Here is a 17,686-nt window from a genome sequence, read left to right as displayed (position 1 = left end):
GTCAAGGGAACGGCCCGGTTTATTTGCCGAAAAGGCCTTTTACCCTGAGAAAAACCGACTTTATGAACTTGCCCAGGAATACGGGCACGTCCTTAAGCGACCAGTTCCCGGACTTCAGGTAACAATAGGCGCGGAGGAGCGAACCCCTGAAATAGAGGTGGCTCTCCTCGCGCTCGGTGATCCCGGGCAGCCTCATTATGAACGACTCATCGGTGAGCCATCTGGACCAGTCGCGCAGGAGGTCGTCTTTTATAAGGCCGAATTTCCTGGATATCCCGAAGAGCTCGCTCCCGGGATAAGGCGTCGTTATGGTGCAGGACATGTAGTCGAGAAGTTTTTTGTCTATCATCTCCTTCGCGAACTCCAGGGTCCTCTCGGTCTGGCTGACATTCTCAAAAACGAGATGGCCGTCCTCTTCCCATGCGTTGAATAGCATGAAGAGGCCGAAGACCTTGATCCCGTACTTCTTCAATATCCCGCAGGCCCTCCTCGTCTCGTCCAGCGTTATCTTCTTCCTGATCCCTTTCAATGTCCTCTCGTTCCCCGACTCTATGCCCAGGTGCACATACCAGCATCCCGACTCGGCCATCTTCCTGACGAGGTCTTCGGAAAAGGGAGAGGCCCTCAACTGCGTCTTCCACGGCATGTTGATCTTACGGTCCTTTATCTCGTCGCAGACGGCCATCGCGAACTGCAGGTTGCAGTTGAACTCGTCGGAATTGTCGAAGACCTCGCGTATGCCGGACGCCTTCAGGCTCTCCATCTCATCGACGATCCTCTTCGGCGAACGCAGGCGGAGCCATGGCTTGGAGCTCTTCCAGACCGCGTTCGTGCAGAACGTGCAGTCGAAAGGGCAGCCCCGGGAAAAGAGTATCGACGTCTCCGGCGTCTTCCGGTGCACGAACCATCCCTTGTACGATCTCATATCTACGAGGTCTCTTGCCGGGAAAGGTATCGTGTCTATGTCGCGCATGAACTGCCGCGGGTTGTTCCGTATTATCTTTCCTTCGTCCCTCCATACCAGCCCGTCGATATCGCGGAGGTCCTTCCTGCCTCTCTCCAGCGCCCTCACGAGCTCTAATGCCGTCTCCTCCCCTTCCCCGACGATGACGAAGTCGGCCCGGGACCTCTCGAAGGCCTCGAGCGGAAGGGCGGTGGCGTGCGGTCCGCCGAAGACGGTCACAGTCCCCGGGCTGGCGCCTTTGATATGGTCGGCTGCGGCGTATGCGCCCATAGCGCACGGCGTTATATAAGAGAAGAATATCACGTCGGGCGCGAAGGTCTTCACCTCCCCGACCATCGCTTCCCATCCTATCAGGAGGCCGTCCGTGACCCGGAGCTTAAGATGCGGCATCTTCTCCCTGAGGTATGCGGCTATGTAGAGGACGCCGAGCGGAGGGTAGACCTTCTCGACGATGTCCGAGAGTTTCGTCCTCTCTTTCGGCGGCGCGAATATCAGCTGTACTTTCATGCCGCTCCTTTGGTCCGTTCCCCTGCCGAGGCCTTAAGATATTTCGCCATTATGGCCAGGATCAGTTTTCTGTATTTGAATAACGCCGCCAGGAAAGGCGCGATCTTCAGGTTCAGCACATAGAATTTAAGGTACCCGAGAAGCTGAAGCCTGGTCAACTCCGCCCTGGATATCGATTCGAGTTCAAGCGCGTTGGCCAGCTGCTTATTGTAGTCCGCCCAGTTGAATGACATCTTCTTGTACCCGCCCTCACCGTTCTGGGCCAGCCGCGCCACCTCCGTCCCGGGATACGGCACCATTATACCCAGAGATATATGGTCCGTGTTGAGCCGGGCGGCGAAGTCGATGGTATTCATCGCGGACTCTCTCGTCTCGTGAGGATGGCCCAGTATGAAATAGGCATGCGATTCTATGCCCGCCTTCTTCACGAGCGAGGCGGCGCGCAGGAAATCCTCTTTCGTCTCGCCTTTCCTTATTATCTTCAATATACGCTCGTCGCCCGACTCGACGCCGAAGTCGACCTTCCTGCAGCCGGCCTCCTTAAGCGACTTCAGGATCTCCGTATCTATCAGCTGCGCGCGCGTAGTTATGCCCCATGTCAATCTCCTGCCGAGGCCGCTCGATATCATAAGGTCGAGAAATTCGGTCAGCCACTTTCTGTAAAAGCCGAACGTCTCGTCGTAGAAATATATCTTCTTCGCGCCGAACTTCTCCGTCAGGAATTTCAGCTCCGAGATGACGTTGCCGGGGGACCTGGTCCTCACGGAGTCGCCGAGCATGCGGGCGCAGAATATGCATTTATACGGGCATCCCCGCGAGCTCATGACGGGGAATATGCCGATCTCCGGGAAGAGGTCCCAGGCGGGGAAAGGCAGTCTATCCAGGTCCGTTATCCATCCGCCCTGCGGGACGCTCACTACATCATGGCCCCTCCTGTATGTAAGGCCCGGTATGGCGGATATAGCACCTTCCCTGTTATTCATAACGGCATCCGAAAGCCCTATCAGCGCGTCCTCGCCTTCTCCTTTTATCAGAAAATCATAACAGTCAAAATCCCTTAACGTATCGAGCGGGAGGCACGAAGCGTGTATCCCGCCTATAACGATCTTGACCCCGGGGACCCGCCTCTTTATATCCTGCGCCAGGGAGGCTGCGGTCTTTATCTCGTGGGTGTGCGAAGTTATGCCTACTATCGCGGGATTTATATCCGATACCTTCCCTGCTACCTCCCCCCTGCTCATGCGCCCCAATTTGGCGTCCAGTATGGAGCAGTTAAACCCGCGGCCTCTGAGCGCGGCGCCGAGGTACGCAAGGCCTATATGGCCGTATGGCGGGGCATCATACTCCTCCACCAACTTTTCCGGAGGAGGATTTATCAATACTATACGGTCGTTCATCGGTCCCTGTGCATCCTATCTCTTTATGAAATTCTTAATGAAGAACCTCGCCGCCGCGGAAAACTTATTGCCGAGGTCGCGCCAGCTCCTTATCCCGGCGAGCTGTCTCAGGAGATATCTCGGGTTCAGGTAATAATAAGTCAGGTACGCGTGCGCTATGAAGCTCTCCAGTTTTTCTTTGGAGAGGTGCGGATACGATATTATGGAGCTCTTCATCGCGTCCGTCGGGACATAGTCCCCGTAGACCATCCACCCCTCTCTTTTGGCGGCATCGTAGAAGTCCGTCCCCGGATAGGGGTTGGCGATATTGAAGAGTACATAATCCGGGTTCAGCCGCTTCACGGCCCTGAGCGTCTTCTTCATCGTCTCTTCCGTCTCTCTGGGCGTGGCTCCGAAGAGCACGTTTATCTCGACCTTGATCCCGTATCTTTTGAGGAGATCCACCGCCTTCACCGTGTCTGCCGGAGACATATCTTTTCCTATAGAGTCCAGTATCTCCTCGTCGAAAGATTCGGTCCCGAGGTCCACGTAGACGCACCCGGAGCGCGCCATTGCGCGGACCGCGCCTTCGGTCACCATATCCGGACGGGCGATGCAGGACCACTCAAGGGCAAGCCCCTTTATGCCGTCGCATATCTCGATCGTCCGCTTCTCGTCCCACAGGAATTCGTCGTCGAGGATCGATACGGACCTTATGCCGAGCCGCGCTATGTCGGAGAACTCCTCTATCACCCTTCTGGCCGAATGTAGACGCGGAGGCGGCTTCCCCGGGTGGCTCTTCTTATACTCCACCTCCCTCGAGTATGACAATGAGTTTGGCACGCAGAACCAGCAGCGTCCGTAACACCCGCGGGAAGTGAGCGCCGAGGTATGAGGGCCGAGATGGAGTTTGGGGTTGGAGTAAGGGCTGTGGTCGAGGAGCGCCCTGTCGGGGACCGGGAGATCATCTATATCCGTTATGGGCTCCGCGGGCTGGTTGTTCACTACCTTCGAATCCTTCAGGTAAGAAAGCCCCCTTACGGACTCCCGGGCCTTTTCGTCCTTAAGGGCTTCGATGAGCCCCTTGATGACGAATTCCGGTTCCCCCCTTGCGACGAATGTATCCGTCCTGTCAAGGAAGAGCTCCGGCGCCAGCGTAGCATGCGGGCCCGAGAATATGAATTTCGCGCCGGGCCTCTTCTCTCTTATGATCTCACGGACCATGCGGTCCGTCTTCTGGGAAAGGAATACGGTGTAAAATATGTAGATATCGGAATCGTCTTTTGATATGAAAGAGATGAGACCGTCCCTGGTCTCTCTTCTGGCGGCGAGGTCCGCTATCTCGACCCTGTCGCCGGCCGACTTCAGGAGCGTGGCGGAATATAAGACGGCGGGTATGGGCAGAAAGTATATGCAGTAATTGCAGCCTATCCACCTGTCCACGTTACCGGTGCCGTCCAGCGCCGGAGGTATCAGGAATGTCACCTTCATGCTCTTACTTCCCCCTCACGTCCTTCATCGGAAATAACAATTCCCTCAGGAACCCGAGAGACCAGCCCGAGACGAATATCGCGATCGCCAGAGGAACGTTTATGGCCGTTTTGAGCGACCTTGCCCTGAAAAGAGATGCCAAGATAACGGCGGCCAGGAGGAGCGATACGATCTTGAAGAATAGGTCCTGCGCCCCGGCCAGGTAAAAGGATACCCCCGTTGCCAAAAACGCGGGTATGGCCAGCCCCGTCACTATATGAAAGACGTTCATAAGCTTCGCGTCCCTCTTCCCTATCTGGGTCCTCCCGACGGCAAAACGGTATGCCTGGCGGAAAAATCCTGCCGGAGAGTTACGGCGATAGTGCCGGAGGATCACGTCTGGGGCGAGTATGAGCCGGTATCCCGCCTTCCTTATGAGCGAGTTCATCCATACGTCTTCGGCGGTCAGGAGACCTTCGTCTACGGGCATTACCGCCGCGAGCGCCGCCCTCCTGTATATGGCGTTACATCCGGGTATATCATCCGCCTCTTCGGCGCGCATAATGCCCTTACGGTGTACGGTCGTCCCGAGCGATTCGGCGATGCTGAAGATAAGATCTATGGCCTTTTCGAAAGCGGAGCTCTCTTCCGGCGCCAGGGTCAGGCCTCCGACGCCGCCCACTTTCGGATCGTCAAAGTACTTTATGCTCTCCTTAAGCCATCCCTTATCGAAGACGCAGTCGGCATCCGTGAAGGCGATGATCTCGCCTGCGGAGGCCTCAAAACCGCGGTTCCGCCCGGATACGACCAGCTCCTTATCGTTCGGCACCACCTTTGCACCGTGTCCTGCGGCCACGCCCTTCGTGTCGTCGCGCGACATGCCGTCGGCCACTATTATCTCCAGGCGTTCGGGCGGATAATCGGCGTTCTTCAAAGACCCGAGGCAGCGCCCCAACATATCGGCGCCGTTCTTGACGGGGATGACGACCGAGACGGGAGGGAGTCCTTTCATCCCGCACCCTCTCCGGCCGTATTTTGCGTCATAGAAGGCGCGGGAGGGGCCCCCTGCACAGGCCTCACGGCGTAGAAGAAGACATATTTACCTGCTATCTTATATATCGTCTTCAGGAACTTCTGCCCGGAGATCGATTCGAGGAAATTTTGCGGTTCGGGCCCGGCGCCCTTCTCCAGTATCATATAGTAGACACGGTAGGGTTCTTCGGTCATGCCTATCTCTTTGATGCGGTAATTCTCCTGCATGTAACCGAAGAGCTCCGGCCTGTCCCTCTTAAGGTTGCGTATGAAATCTGCCGGATAGATACATATGTAGCGGACACCGAATCTCTTCTCCTTATATTTGAACTCCTCAAGATCATACGTCCAGCCGGCATAACGGTGGGCATACCTGGCTATCCCGTAACCCTGGGAGTGGGTCAGCAGGAATATACGCTCGCCCGGTTTCGTAAAGTCCCTAAGCGATTCGCCGGCCACGTCCACACCGGCAAATACCGTCGAGTGCATCCTCAGTATGGAATCGCGCACCATGGGGGCCGACGCGGCTATCACAACGACAAGGATAGGTATAAGGGGGTCTTTTTTGATGAACTTTCTTACCAGTACCGATATGGAGGACGACGCGTAGGCGGTAGATACGCATACAAGGGCCAGGAACGGCATCTGGCAATAGTTGTTCTGCGGGATAGCGGCGGAGTATAAGGCGGCATAGGGGATGGCGGCAAGCGTCCATCCTATAATATAGCGCGCGGCGGGATTGGCCCGTTTAAAGAACGCTATCGCTATACCGAGCGCTGAGGATATCGCAAAGATGAGCGTGAAATTCTCGTCTTTTATATACCACCATATCGTCTTCCCGTGGTCTTTCCAGTATGGATAAGAGAATATCTCCGCAAGCTTTCCTGCGTCGAAACCGTTGAAGGCGGGCTGCCCCGATAGATGCGCCCACAGGAGATACGCCGGCACTACGACGTAAGGCAGGAAGAGCCCGGTCAGGCGGAACGCAAAGTCCTTATCTCCCCTCTTCCCTATCATGGACGGCAGATAGAGCAGAAAGGGTGCCGCGCCGATAATGAAGTTGAACTTATATAGCCATGCGGCCGAAAATGAGACCCCCCCCGCTATAAGGTTATAGGCCTTTCCGCCCGAAGCGGCTCTCAGATAGAAGAGGCTGCCCAATAACATGAAGAAGAGGGCCGGACTTTCCGGCTGGAGGTTCCTTGAAAAGAAGACGGCGAGCGGCATTATGGCCAGCTCGAGGGCAACGAAGAGCGATATATGCCTGTTGTCGAACAACAGGCATGAGACCAGATAGATCACCAGGATGCTCAATACCCCGAAGACGATGTTGAATAACCTCGGGCCCCACAGGTTCTCCCCGAAAAGTCCCCATACAGCGAGCGTCTGGTAAGCGACGAGGGGGGCCTGCGGGTCGGAGACCGACGGAAGTCCGTCCCCGAAGGCATTGCCGGAATAGGAGACCTTCGTCACATAATCGTGCCTCGCCTCCATATTATGGGCTATGCTCATCTGCTCGTTCTCCTGCATATTATGATAACCGATCGAGGGAAAATTGACATTGTACAGCCGCAGCAATAATCCGATCAAAAGGATGAGACAGAGCAGGAAGGCGTTCTTTAACTTCCGGGGCGGGTTCATTCCTTCTCCAGGAACAACAGGCTTATGAAGAATGAAGAGAACATCGTCTGGAGCCCTATGGTCATTAGGGTCATGGCGAGTATCGACTCCCTTATCCTGTAGAGCGCGCCGAAATATCTCGAGAACCACTCGGCGAATATCAGGCATATGACGGTAAACCCGGTGAGGAATACCAGCCCGCCCAGGACGAGCCCCTTCTCCAGGTTGAAGTGGCGCTGGAAGAAGAGCGTGAGAGGGTCATACTTCAAAAATCCCTGTCTTATGGCGAAGGTATGCGCGTATACCCCCAGATTCAGGATCTGGTAAGATACTATGGCGGTCATGCTGCCGAATATCATGACATGCATGTCCCAGTAGCGGCCCAGGAAGAGGAACGGCCCGGGCAATATCAATATAAGGAGGAAGAGGCCTGCGGCGAACCCCAGTGTCCCAGGGATGAAATAGAGCCACAGGGGGCAGTAGAGCAGCATGAACCTCACATGGCGCCAGGCGTCATACAGGGGGTTCAATTTCGACTTCCCTTTCCTGGGATGATAATCGATCGGTATCTCGTATACCTTGAGGTTATTGAGGAGCGAGGAGAGCACCATCTCCGTCGCAAATTCCATCCCGAGGGTCCTCAGCCTCATCTTCCTGTATGCGTCGAGAGTAAAGGCGCGCATGCCGCAATGTATATCCGAGAGCGAGGTATGGAAGAAGAGACGGCACATGAACGAAAGTATAGGGTTCCCTATATAACGGTGCGACCAGCTCATCGCCCCTTTCTGTATGCCGCCCTTGAACCTTGAACCCATGACAAAATCATACCCTTCCCTCAGCGCCCTGAGGAATCTGGGTATGTCGTAGAAATCGTATGAGTTGTCGCTGTCCCCTATCACTATGAAGCGCCCCCTCGCCTCCCTGAGCCCTCTCAGGTAAGCGGCGCCGTAACCCTTCTGCGGTTCCGATACGACTATCGCCCCCGCCTTCCTGGCGATCTCGGCGGAACGGTCGGTCGAACCGTTGTCCGAAACTATTATCTCACCGCTTATGCCCTCCCTGGAGAAGACCTCCTTTATCTTATCCAGGCAGACGCCGAGCGCTTTCTCCTCGTTCAGGCACGGTAGCACTACCGAAAGCTCTATATCTTTATCCATGTCTCACCACGCTATTCCGAATACGCGTATATAGCTGTTGCCTTCCTCGGCATCGATGAACGGGACGAAATGCTTCAGCCCTTTCCCCCTCATAAAATAGAGACGCACAAAGATGCTTCTGCCCAGCTCGCGGTCGAGCATGATGCACTTATATCCCGACTCCGTCCTGAATATCAGGAGAGAACATATTATATTCGGTTTCGGATATACGCTCTCCACTATATCGTCGCCCACCTGGAGGAACAAGCTCCTCGGTATCTGCCCGTTGCCTGACTGGAGGCTGTTATCCTTCGGGTTATACGCAAAGCCGTTCTCGAAGTAAACGATGCCGTCCTTCTCGCGCCCGTCCATAAGCCCGGAGTAGAACTGGAGGCGGTGCGAAAGCCAGTCATCGAGTTTTTTGGTCGATATCAGGAAGACCTCCTGATAAAATCTCTGGAGGTCCTGCTCGTCTCTGCCGAAGCCTTTAAGATATTCTATTATCTGCCCCTTCTCCTGTTTATTGAAGTTCTGCGCTATGTAGACCTTCGAGAAGTCCCAGTTCCCCAGGAATGAGATCGCCCCGATCTTGAAAGGCATGGAATTATCGACGACAAAACAGGCCCTCGGCGGCGCGGCAAAGAGTATCCTCATGACCTCGTCCCTGTCGAATGAGGGAGGCAAAAATTTCGCGAGCGTCGCCTGCGCCTTATCCGGCGGCATGACCATTATCCCTTCCAGGAGAAGCGCCGAAAGGAGCGGGTTCTTTATGTTCCTGTCCATGGCGTTGAACGCCTCGTTGCCGCCGTTATTCAGCATCCTCAGTATGCTTACGGCCCGATTTTCGTCATCGGTCAGAAGCGCCTTGGCCATCCAGTAGGCCTGGGGCGTGCCCTGGCTCTGCCCGTCAAATATCACGCGGCGGCCGGCGACGACCTTGAACCAATCGCCGAAATCCCACCAGGAATTGACTATCGTGTCCGGCGGGGTCTTCTCCTTCATAAGGTTAAGGACTTTATACCACCCGTCATCCATGAGCGGGAAGGAGGACCTTGCCGCGGAATATCCGTTATTTATCAATACGGTCCCCGACCCGGCCAGGATCAGCCCGGCGCATACGACGCCCAGCATCTTATTCCTGCCCTTAAGATAACGGTATAGGTCGCTCGCCGCCCACCCGAACGATATCCCGAGGGGAGGAGATAGGAACATCACGAACCTCACACCCCTTGTCGTGGCAAAGACCATGGCGGCAAGCCATATGACGAGTATCGATATGGAGGCGCGCTTGAACGGCTCACACTTCTTATCAAGGAAAGAACGGACAAAGAGCACTGCCATGCAGAGCGCGGAGATGGCTACGAGCCACATACCCTGCGTGCCGCCTACGGAGCGGGCCATCTCTGCTATGCTCGTTTTCCTCATCTCCCCTACGGTGGAATAGACATTGGGCCAGATGGAGGTCATGAGCGGTTTATTGAAGATAAGAGCCAACCGTACCTGATTATAGAGCTCGATCACCGGCTCTGTGCCGGCCAGCGCTATAGCCCACAGGAAACCGGCAAAGACAAAGACGGCGAGCAGGATGGACCTCTCTTTCAACATCGCCGGACCTTTCTTACTTAGATATACCTCGAAGAACGCCGCGTGCGCCAGCGAGAGGACCTCGTAAAATACTATTATGACGAATATGAACCACCAGAATGTCCAGGCGAATGCGAAGAGCCCGACCAGGAATGCGGTAAAGACGGTCCACAATAATCTCTTCCGGAAGGAGCCGGCTACGAGGGCCGAGATATAAGACCCGAATATCGCTACCGGGAACATCATGCTCAGTATATCCTTGTCGAACCAGCCGGCGCAGCTCCTCGGTATGAATACAGGGGTCATACCTATGAAAAGGCACGTTAAGACGGCGCCGAGATATCTCCCGTACCGGAAAGATACGGAGTAGAGGACGATCGTAAAAACGGATATGAAGAAGAGCGGGAGGTAGAAGAGAAAAGTCAGCAGCGGCACCTTATGGAATACGGAGAAGACGCCGTATAAGAACGCCGCAAGATAATAGAGGAGGTTATCCCACAATATCTTCCAACCCAGCGGGGCGAGCATGAACATGTCCCACTGCGCCCCGTCTATGACCTGGTCACCGGGATGGCCCGTCTTCAGGATATTATCGACATACCTCGTCCAGTGCCAGCAATCGAGCTCCATGATGTACGTCTGGCCCGAATCGTCCTGGTATCTGTCCTTCATCTTGGCGTAGAGGTCCTCTATCTGCTTGTCTATCGACTTCCGGTTGAGCCGCTTATATTCGTCCATCTTCGACTTCTTTATCTCATCCTTTGCAAGGGGATAGAATTGGGGGAATTTTTTATAGACCTCTTCCATGGTCCCCTTCTGGATAGCGCTCTCTATGATATCCCTGGCCTGTGTCTTCAGCTGCGGAAAATATACGGGGAAGGAGCGGACGTAAAGATTGAGGGCTAATACAAAACCGAGGGAAACTATTAAAAATATTTTTTTATTTATCATCAACGGGATATATTAATGGCTCGTTATGGCGTTACTCTTTATCCGTGCCTGTCTTTTTGAGTTTCTTGTGAGTCCTCAGCACCGCCTCGAGGATGGCTCTCCCTTTTTCGAAGTCGTCGCTCTTATAGAATATGCCGGAGATATCGGTAGTCCGGACCTCTTTCATCTTGGGATCGTTGACATACGCGCTTATTATTATTATGGGTATATGCCTGTTGAAACGCCTGATCCTCTTGATCGTCTCGCTGCCGTCCATGATAGGCATCCTCAGGTCCATGAAAATTATATTGGGCTCGTCTCTCTTCACCATGCTGATGGCATCTTTGCCGTTTGCCGCGGCTATGACGGAATACCCCTTCGATTCGAGCCACACCGTCATGACCTGCCTGAAGTCCGCCTCGTCATCGACTATCAGAACCTTTATATCCTTATCCATGATCCTACCCTCCAGATTTCACCGGCAACGCAAATATGAATTCGGCGCCCTTCCCCTTTTCGCTCTCCACCCGGATAGTGCCCCCGTGAAGCTCTATGATCTCTTTTGAGATGGCCAGCCCTATACCCGTCCCGCTGATATCGGTGGCGACCCTCTCTCCCGCCTGGTAGAACTTGTTGAAGACCTTCGTGAGGTCTTCCCTGGCTATACCTATGCCCGTATCCTTTATGCTGACCTCGACTTGCGGGTTCGCGCCTCCGCGCAATATCGCCCTGACTATTATGGTGCCGTCCGTAGGGGTGAACTTGATGGAATTGCCTATCAGGTTATTCAGGACCTGCGTTATCCTGCCCGGGTCCATATGCAGTTCGGGCAGGTCCTTCTCTATATATTTCTCTATCTTTATGGACTTGGTGCTTGCCCATGCCTCTAAACTCTCTATGACCTCGTCTATGATCTTCCCGATAGGCGCATCTTCGCGCCTCAGTTTCGTCTTGCCGGCCTCGAGCTTGGCCAGTTCCAGGAGGTCGTTTATCAGGAATGTAAGCCGCCTCAGGTTACGTTCCGCTATCGACAGGAGCTGCGCCTGGGATTCCGAAAGCGGCCCTGTAGTCCCGTTGACGATGAGGGATATGGACTTCTCGATGGCCACGAGCGGGGTGCGCAGTTCATGAGAGACGTTGGCGACGAAATTGGATTTCATCTCGTCCAATTCTTTCTGCTTCGTTATATCGCTCAGGACCGAGACCATGCCGACGGTCTGCCCGTTCTCGTTCTCGATCACGGCGGTGCTTGCCCTCAACACCTTCTTCGTCTCATCGCGGTTACTTATGAGCTCTATCGACCTGTCCTCGCCGTTCTGCGAGGATTTGGAGAGCGACAGGAGCTGTGACTCTTTTATATTCTCCAGTATCGACTTGCCTATCTTGTCTTTTTTCGAGGCCTCCAGAAGCTTCTCGGCCGCCGGGTTCATCATGACGACCTTGCCTTTGGCGTCTATGACCACCAGCCCTTCGGCTATGCTCCTGATGACCGCCTCGGTCTCTTCCTTGTCTATCAGTATCTTCTTATATTTTTTCCATGCCACATCTTCGCTCTCGCCCTTTTTCTTGATTATCTCTTCATATTTCGAGGCGATGTTGGAGTTATTGACGCTTATCTTCTCCTCCAGCTCCTTACGGAAGATATCGGAAACGGTATCCGCTATCTTCTGGCAGCGCGTCTTCGATTCGACAAGCCCGCTTATCTCATGATAGACGATCTTCTTTAGGTCGCTGTCGGATGCGGAGGATGAATCGGGGAAGATCGTCACTTTTCTGTCCGTGTCCGCGCTCTTCTGCGGCCTGGACGAAAGGCTGGCGAAATAGGCGAGCAATAATGCTATGATGACGCTGACTATTATCGTAAATACATATACTACGGTCAAAGAGAACATCAGCGGCTCCGTCTTTTTATAACATGAATATTACCATAATTATCATGCTTTGTCCAATATCTCATTATTCGCTGTCCCGGAACTTCCATTTGCCTATGAGTTTGCCCTTCTCGAGAAGGCCTTCGGCAACGAGTTTGCCGTCTTCGTCATAGAACCTCCACATGCCGTCGACGTAACCGTTACGGTAAGGCGTCTCTATCTTGACCTTCCCGTTAGGGTGATAATATCTTTCGATGCCCTCCAGCGTGCCGTTCCTGAAGGGCTGCTCCAGATATACCTTCCCGTCAGGATAGTATTGCTTCACCACGCCGTCCAGCACGGCGTTGGTGTAGGACTCCTCCCTGCGTATGGTGCCGCCCTTCTCATAATACCTGGTCATGCCGTTCGGGACGCCTTTGGTGTAAAGCTCCCGCGAACGCAGCTTGCCGTCTTCGTAATAATTCGAGACGGGCCCGCTCAACCGGCCCTCCTTATCATAAAATGCCTCGCACAGGAGCTTGCCGTTCTCGTAATACCATCTCTTCGATTTCTTGAATTTATTGTCCTTGAACTCTATCTCAAGCTTAGGTTTACCGTTACTGTGATAGTAAGTCGCGATACCCTCCCGTTTGCTGTTCTTATACGGCACCTCGGCTATCAGCTGCCCTTTTTTGTAATTCCCCTCCTCTTTCCTCCTGATCTCCACGTAGACGCTGTCGAGTTTGGGTATCCTCTCCCCGTAGTAATGCCTGGCCATGCCGTTACGCCTGTTATTCTTATACGGGAGCTCGAGCAATACGGTGCTGTCTTTGTCATAGACTATCCTGGTGCCTTCCTTCTTATTATTTTTATACGGCTGTTCGTATCTCAGCCCGCCCTCCTCATAGTAACCCCTCGATACGCCCTCGAGCTGTCCTTTAACGTAATGCTCTTCCAGCTGCTTCCACCCGTACATAGTGTAATATTTTGCGTAACCGTCCGGTTCACCCGCATTGAAATTCCTCGAGACCTCCAGGGCGCCGTTCGGCCAGAATAACTTTTCGTTCCCGTCCCGTTTCCCGTTCCTGTAACTGGTGATGGACTTGAGGGTGCCGTCTTCATAGTAGAGCTTCGACTCGCCGTCCCGTTTCCCGTCTCTTATGGTGAACTCGGCCATCTTCTGGCCGTCCTCATAATTGACGGTCTTCGTCTTCGTGATAGAATCTGCGGAGTAGCAGAGGCTGCCTATCGAACATAGCGCGATTATCATCAAACCGTGTCTTGTTATGGTCATCTGCGGAGGTCCGCCGGGTGGGTCATATTGGTCTAGGCCCCGATAGCCGTCTCAAGGTCTCTCAGGATGACGGGTTTACTCAGGAACGCGTCTATGCCTATCTTCTTCGCGAAATTTTCATCTACGCCCTCGTATCCGGATATCATGACCTTCCTGGCGTGAGGGTTCTTCTTATTTATTACCGAGACGAGCTCTATTCCGGTCAACTCGGGCATATTGCAGTCGAAGAATATACAATCGTATGAGTTCTTGTCCAGCATCTCTTTTGCCTGTATGCCGTCGTAAGCCACGTCGACGGAATAGCCGCGTTTCGCCAGGTAATCGTTTATGAATGAACAGCAATCCTTCTCATCGTCCACTACAAGGATCCTCTTTGCCATAACAAGCCCTCTTTTAAATTACAAACGACAATGTACCATACACCTTACTTCCCTGACAGGTCTTTTACAATTGTACAACGTACGGGTGAAATAAGGAACTACTTTTTAAAACGCACCTTTATGGGCACGCCCTCGAGATCGTAGGCCTTCCTAAGGAAGTTCTCGGCGAACCTCCTGGTATTATCCCCTTCCGGACCGGCGCCTTTTACGCCCAGTATGAACCCGGGCGGCATAGTGCCCTCCTGAACCAGGTACCTGAAATTTATCCTTCTCCTGACCATCTCCGCATCGCAGTTCAATGACTTCAGTGTCGCGGCCAGTTTATCGGGCAGGATCGTCACCCTGTATCTCTCATAGGCCGCCCATATCAGGTCGAGCGTCTCCCTGACGTTCCTCCCCGTCTTGCACGATATGAATACGACCGGGAAGTTCCGTATATCGTTCATCTGTCTTATGAGCCGGTCCCTGTATTTTGACATCTCCGTTCCCTTAACGAGGTCCCACTTATTGACAGCTATGATAAGCGCCTTTCCCTCGTCTATGATCAGTTCTATCACGCGCGCGTCATCCTTCGTCAGCCCTTCGTAGCCGTCTAACAGGACTATCGCCACGTCGGACCGCTTTATGGCCTCTTTTGAGCGTACGCTCCCGTAAAAATCCGCCGCCTCTTTTATCTTAGCATTATGCCTGATCCCCGCGGTATCTATGAAGACGTAGTCCCTTTCCTTATAGTTGAGATCGATGTCGACCGCATCTCTGGTAGTGCCGGCGGTCGGGTGGACGATGACCCTATCCTCGCTCAGGATGCAATTGAGATACGATGACTTACCCACGTTGGGCCTGCCTATTATGGCGACCCGGACGGATGGCGTAACACCTCTCTCCGCGGCCTTCCCCATCCCCTTCACGATGTCGTTGCACAGCCGCTCTATACCTCTCCCGTGCATAGCGGAGATCGCGTAAGGTTCTCCCAGGCCCAGCTCGAAGAAATCGAGCGCGCGGCCCGCGTCCGATTCTTTATCGATCTTGTTCACTGCGAGATATATCTTCTTGGAGGTCTTCCTCAGCACCGACGAAAGGTCCGCGTCCTGAGGCGTTATGCCCGCCATCCCGTCGGTAACGAACAATATTATATCCGCCTCCTCGATGCCTTTCTTAAGCTGCCCCATGATGAGGCCGGCCATATCGCCTGATCCCGCCTTCTCGAATCCTTCGGCATCCTCAGGATTCGACCCTGAGTTTACCGAAGGGTCGAACCCGGCCGTATCTATTACCGTGAAGCCCTTCCCCTTCCAGGTGATGTCGGCGTGGATCCTGTCCCGCGTCGTGCCGCTTGTCGATTCCACTATCGCCTTCCTCGCGCCGACGATCCTGTTGAAGAGGGACGACTTCCCGACGTTCGGTCTCCCTACTATGGCCACTTTAGGTGATCCGGCTCTTTTCATACCGCATATTTTAGCACATCCCATATCATATAACTACTGAATATATGCGTGGGTTTTGATATAATGGTCCCGATGAAAAAACGACGATTCCGTCCCACCGAGGTCCTCTTCTCCCTTACCGCCCGGTGCAACCTGCGGTGCGGCCATTGCAATACAGAACCCGGCGGCGCGGCCCTGGGCAGGAAGGGCGCCCTGAGATTCCTCGCCGGATGTTCGGATCTCGGGATCAAGCGGGTAGGATTTACGGGGGGCGAACCGTTCCTTGCGCTCGATCTCCTGTGCGCGATAATAAAGGAAGCTGTACGGCGCGGGATGCTCTTCGGCCGGATCATGACGAATGGTGCCTGGTTCAATTCGAAGAAAGAACTCATCCCGTCCCTGGAACAAATATACAGGGCCGGGTATGACGGCGATATATGTGTAAGCGTGGACGCGTTCCACCGCCAGGACCTGAAGAAGGTCGCATCGTTCATAAGGGCCGCTCGGGAGATATGGAACCGGCCCGACATAATATCTGTCGCCGCAGTAAAGGGAGCGATGGATAGCCGGACCGGCGGACGGCTTTTAAAACTCTCCCGTCTCCTGGGCGCAGCCATGAAAGGCGCCGGATCCGGACACGCCTGTATAAAAGGCGGCGGGCTCTTCATCAGGATATCATATATAGACCTTTCGCCCGTAGGTAAGGCGGCGCGTCTGAAAGACCCGTGGAACGGAAGATGGTTCCGGGATGACTTCTGTGAAGGGCCGGGTAATCTATTTTACATCCTTCCGGACGGTACGATCAAACCGTGCTGCGGATACGCCAACGGCACGGAGATGTTGACGCTCGGCTCCATAAAAACTGACACTCCTCAAAAACTTTTACGCAACGCCGGGGATAACCGTCTCATCTCTGCGATATTCGGATCGGGCCTCCATCCGGTCCGTAAGGCGCTCGAGACGTCAGGCGTCCGCTTTCCCGGCATGACAACGAACCACTGCCTCTTTTGCCATTACATCACGCATAATATACCGCGACAGGTCCTTGAGAGATCTCTAGGGAGGATATGCGATGACTGAACGGGAGGAGAGGGCCATGCGCGCAAGGATCGGAGAGATGAAAGCGTCCCTGTCACGCGGCAGGAGCGAGGTCCAGCCCTCAAAATATTGGGACCACCTGAATACGGTACACGAAGAACGGTTATTCAAATACGGGTATGAAAATTTTAAGATACCGGTGGCGTCGCATTATTTTACCTGGCTGCCGAACTTCCCGGTCAACAGGCAGACCAGATACCTGGTCTCTCACTCCGGGCCCGGCGCAACGATAAGAAATATATTCAGGAGTTTCTTCCCCCCGCGGCATAGATATTTAAGATGGCGGCAATCCCTGTTTTACAATTTTCTCGTCTTCATGTTATGGGAATATGCGAGACGTAACGATAACGAAGATCTCCTTGGCCGGCTGGAAGAGCCCGAGGCCGGCAACCCTCCCAGGATACATCTGGACGGCCGGCTCATATCTCAGGACATAGCAAATTCTGCGATAGAGTTCAATTCCATGATGGGGCCGGTCCGCGACAGGGAAAAGATCGGGACCGTCTGCGAGCTGGGGGCGGGATACGGCAGGACGGCGTTCGTCTTCCTGTCCGTAATGTCGCCTTTGAAATATATCATAATAGACACACCTCCCGCTCTCTACATCGCCGAAAGATATCTGAGCGGCTCATTCCCGGGAAAGAGGATATTCGCCTTCAGGGAGTTCAATTCCTATTCCGACATAAAAGAGGAGTTTGAAAGATCGGACATACTCTTCTTTCTCCCCAGCCAGATAGAGATGCTCCCGGAAGGGACGGTCGACCTCTTCATCAGCATCTCTACCCTGCATGAGATGAGGCCGGGACAGATCCGGTACTATTTTACGCAGATAGAGAGATTGCTCAAAAAGGGTATGTACTTTTACCTGAAGGCGGCGAAAGATTCCCGTATCCCGTACGAAGATATCCATATCAGGGAAGAGGATTACCCCGTGCCTGAAGATTGGGTCAAGGTCTTCTGGAGAGAGGCAAAGGTACAGACCGATTTCTTCGAGGCATTACTGAGATCGCGATAGCCGGGC

General features: G+C 53.9%; 14 protein-coding genes. 2 read left to right on the top strand and 12 right to left on the bottom strand.

Features of this window, described 5'->3' with window-relative positions; translation table 11 throughout:
* Positions 1-19 precede the first annotated feature (19 nt).
* The 12 genes from WC515_05885 to der all read right to left on the bottom strand — a co-directional run bounded on the left by WC515_05885 (position 20) and on the right by der (position 15,612).
* Entirely contained in the window at positions 20-1,471 is a 1,452-nt protein-coding gene (locus WC515_05885) for a radical SAM protein (GenBank protein MFA5146879.1), read from the bottom strand.
* A complete protein-coding gene (locus WC515_05880) occupies positions 1,468-2,868 on the bottom strand; it encodes a radical SAM protein (GenBank protein ID MFA5146878.1) in 1,401 nt (466 codons plus the stop codon). Before WC515_05880 ends, WC515_05885 begins: the two co-directional genes overlap by 4 nt.
* Before the next feature lie 15 nt (positions 2,869-2,883).
* The gene (locus WC515_05875; protein ID MFA5146877.1) at positions 2,884-4,338 is read right to left on the bottom strand and encodes a radical SAM protein; all 1,455 of its coding nucleotides are present in this window, start codon (positions 4,336-4,338) and stop codon (positions 2,884-2,886) included.
* A gap of 4 nt (positions 4,339-4,342) precedes the next feature.
* Positions 4,343-5,329 (bottom strand): glycosyltransferase, encoded by a 987-nt coding sequence (locus WC515_05870; GenBank protein ID MFA5146876.1) that lies wholly within the window; start codon positions 5,327-5,329, stop codon positions 4,343-4,345.
* Positions 5,326-6,990: a glycosyltransferase family 39 protein gene (locus WC515_05865; protein MFA5146875.1), complete on the bottom strand. Its 1,665-nt coding sequence runs from the start codon at positions 6,988-6,990 to the stop codon at positions 5,326-5,328. The genes WC515_05870 and WC515_05865 overlap by 4 nt, the downstream gene beginning before the upstream one ends.
* Complete coding sequence (locus tag WC515_05860; GenBank protein ID MFA5146874.1) at positions 6,987-8,126, bottom strand: glycosyltransferase family 2 protein; 1,140 nt, start codon at positions 8,124-8,126, stop codon at positions 6,987-6,989. Before WC515_05860 ends, WC515_05865 begins: the two co-directional genes overlap by 4 nt.
* A gap of 3 nt (positions 8,127-8,129) precedes the next feature.
* Entirely contained in the window at positions 8,130-10,640 is a 2,511-nt protein-coding gene (locus tag WC515_05855; protein ID MFA5146873.1) for an STT3 domain-containing protein, read from the bottom strand.
* A gap of 31 nt (positions 10,641-10,671) precedes the next feature.
* Entirely contained in the window at positions 10,672-11,076 is a 405-nt protein-coding gene (locus WC515_05850) for a response regulator (GenBank protein MFA5146872.1), read from the bottom strand.
* Positions 11,077-11,080: 4 nt separating this feature from the next.
* Complete coding sequence (locus tag WC515_05845; GenBank protein MFA5146871.1) at positions 11,081-12,511, bottom strand: ATP-binding protein; 1,431 nt, start codon at positions 12,509-12,511, stop codon at positions 11,081-11,083.
* A 64-nt stretch (positions 12,512-12,575) separates the two neighbouring features.
* Positions 12,576-13,763, bottom strand: coding sequence for a toxin-antitoxin system YwqK family antitoxin (locus WC515_05840; protein ID MFA5146870.1), 1,188 nt, complete (start codon positions 13,761-13,763; stop codon positions 12,576-12,578).
* A gap of 32 nt (positions 13,764-13,795) precedes the next feature.
* Positions 13,796-14,143 (bottom strand): response regulator, encoded by a 348-nt coding sequence (locus WC515_05835; protein ID MFA5146869.1) that lies wholly within the window; start codon positions 14,141-14,143, stop codon positions 13,796-13,798.
* A 98-nt stretch (positions 14,144-14,241) separates the two neighbouring features.
* On the bottom strand, positions 14,242-15,612 hold the full coding sequence (gene der, locus WC515_05830) for a ribosome biogenesis GTPase Der (protein ID MFA5146868.1): 1,371 nt from the start codon (positions 15,610-15,612) through the stop codon (positions 14,242-14,244).
* Between the two features lie 48 nt (positions 15,613-15,660).
* Between der and WC515_05825 the strand changes: the two genes are divergently transcribed.
* Positions 15,661-16,647, top strand: coding sequence for a radical SAM/SPASM domain-containing protein (locus WC515_05825; GenBank protein MFA5146867.1), 987 nt, complete (start codon positions 15,661-15,663; stop codon positions 16,645-16,647).
* A complete protein-coding gene (locus WC515_05820; protein MFA5146866.1) occupies positions 16,640-17,680 on the top strand; it encodes a putative sugar O-methyltransferase in 1,041 nt (346 codons plus the stop codon). The genes WC515_05825 and WC515_05820 overlap by 8 nt, the downstream gene beginning before the upstream one ends.
* Positions 17,681-17,686: the final 6 nt, after the last annotated feature.

This window comes from Candidatus Omnitrophota bacterium (assembly GCA_041650805.1).
Lineage (GTDB): Bacteria > Omnitrophota > Gorgyraeia > 2-01-FULL-45-10 > 2-01-FULL-45-10 > JBAZKM01.
The sequence above is the reverse complement of the archived record's forward strand: the minus strand, read 5'-3'. Positions and strand labels throughout refer to the sequence as shown.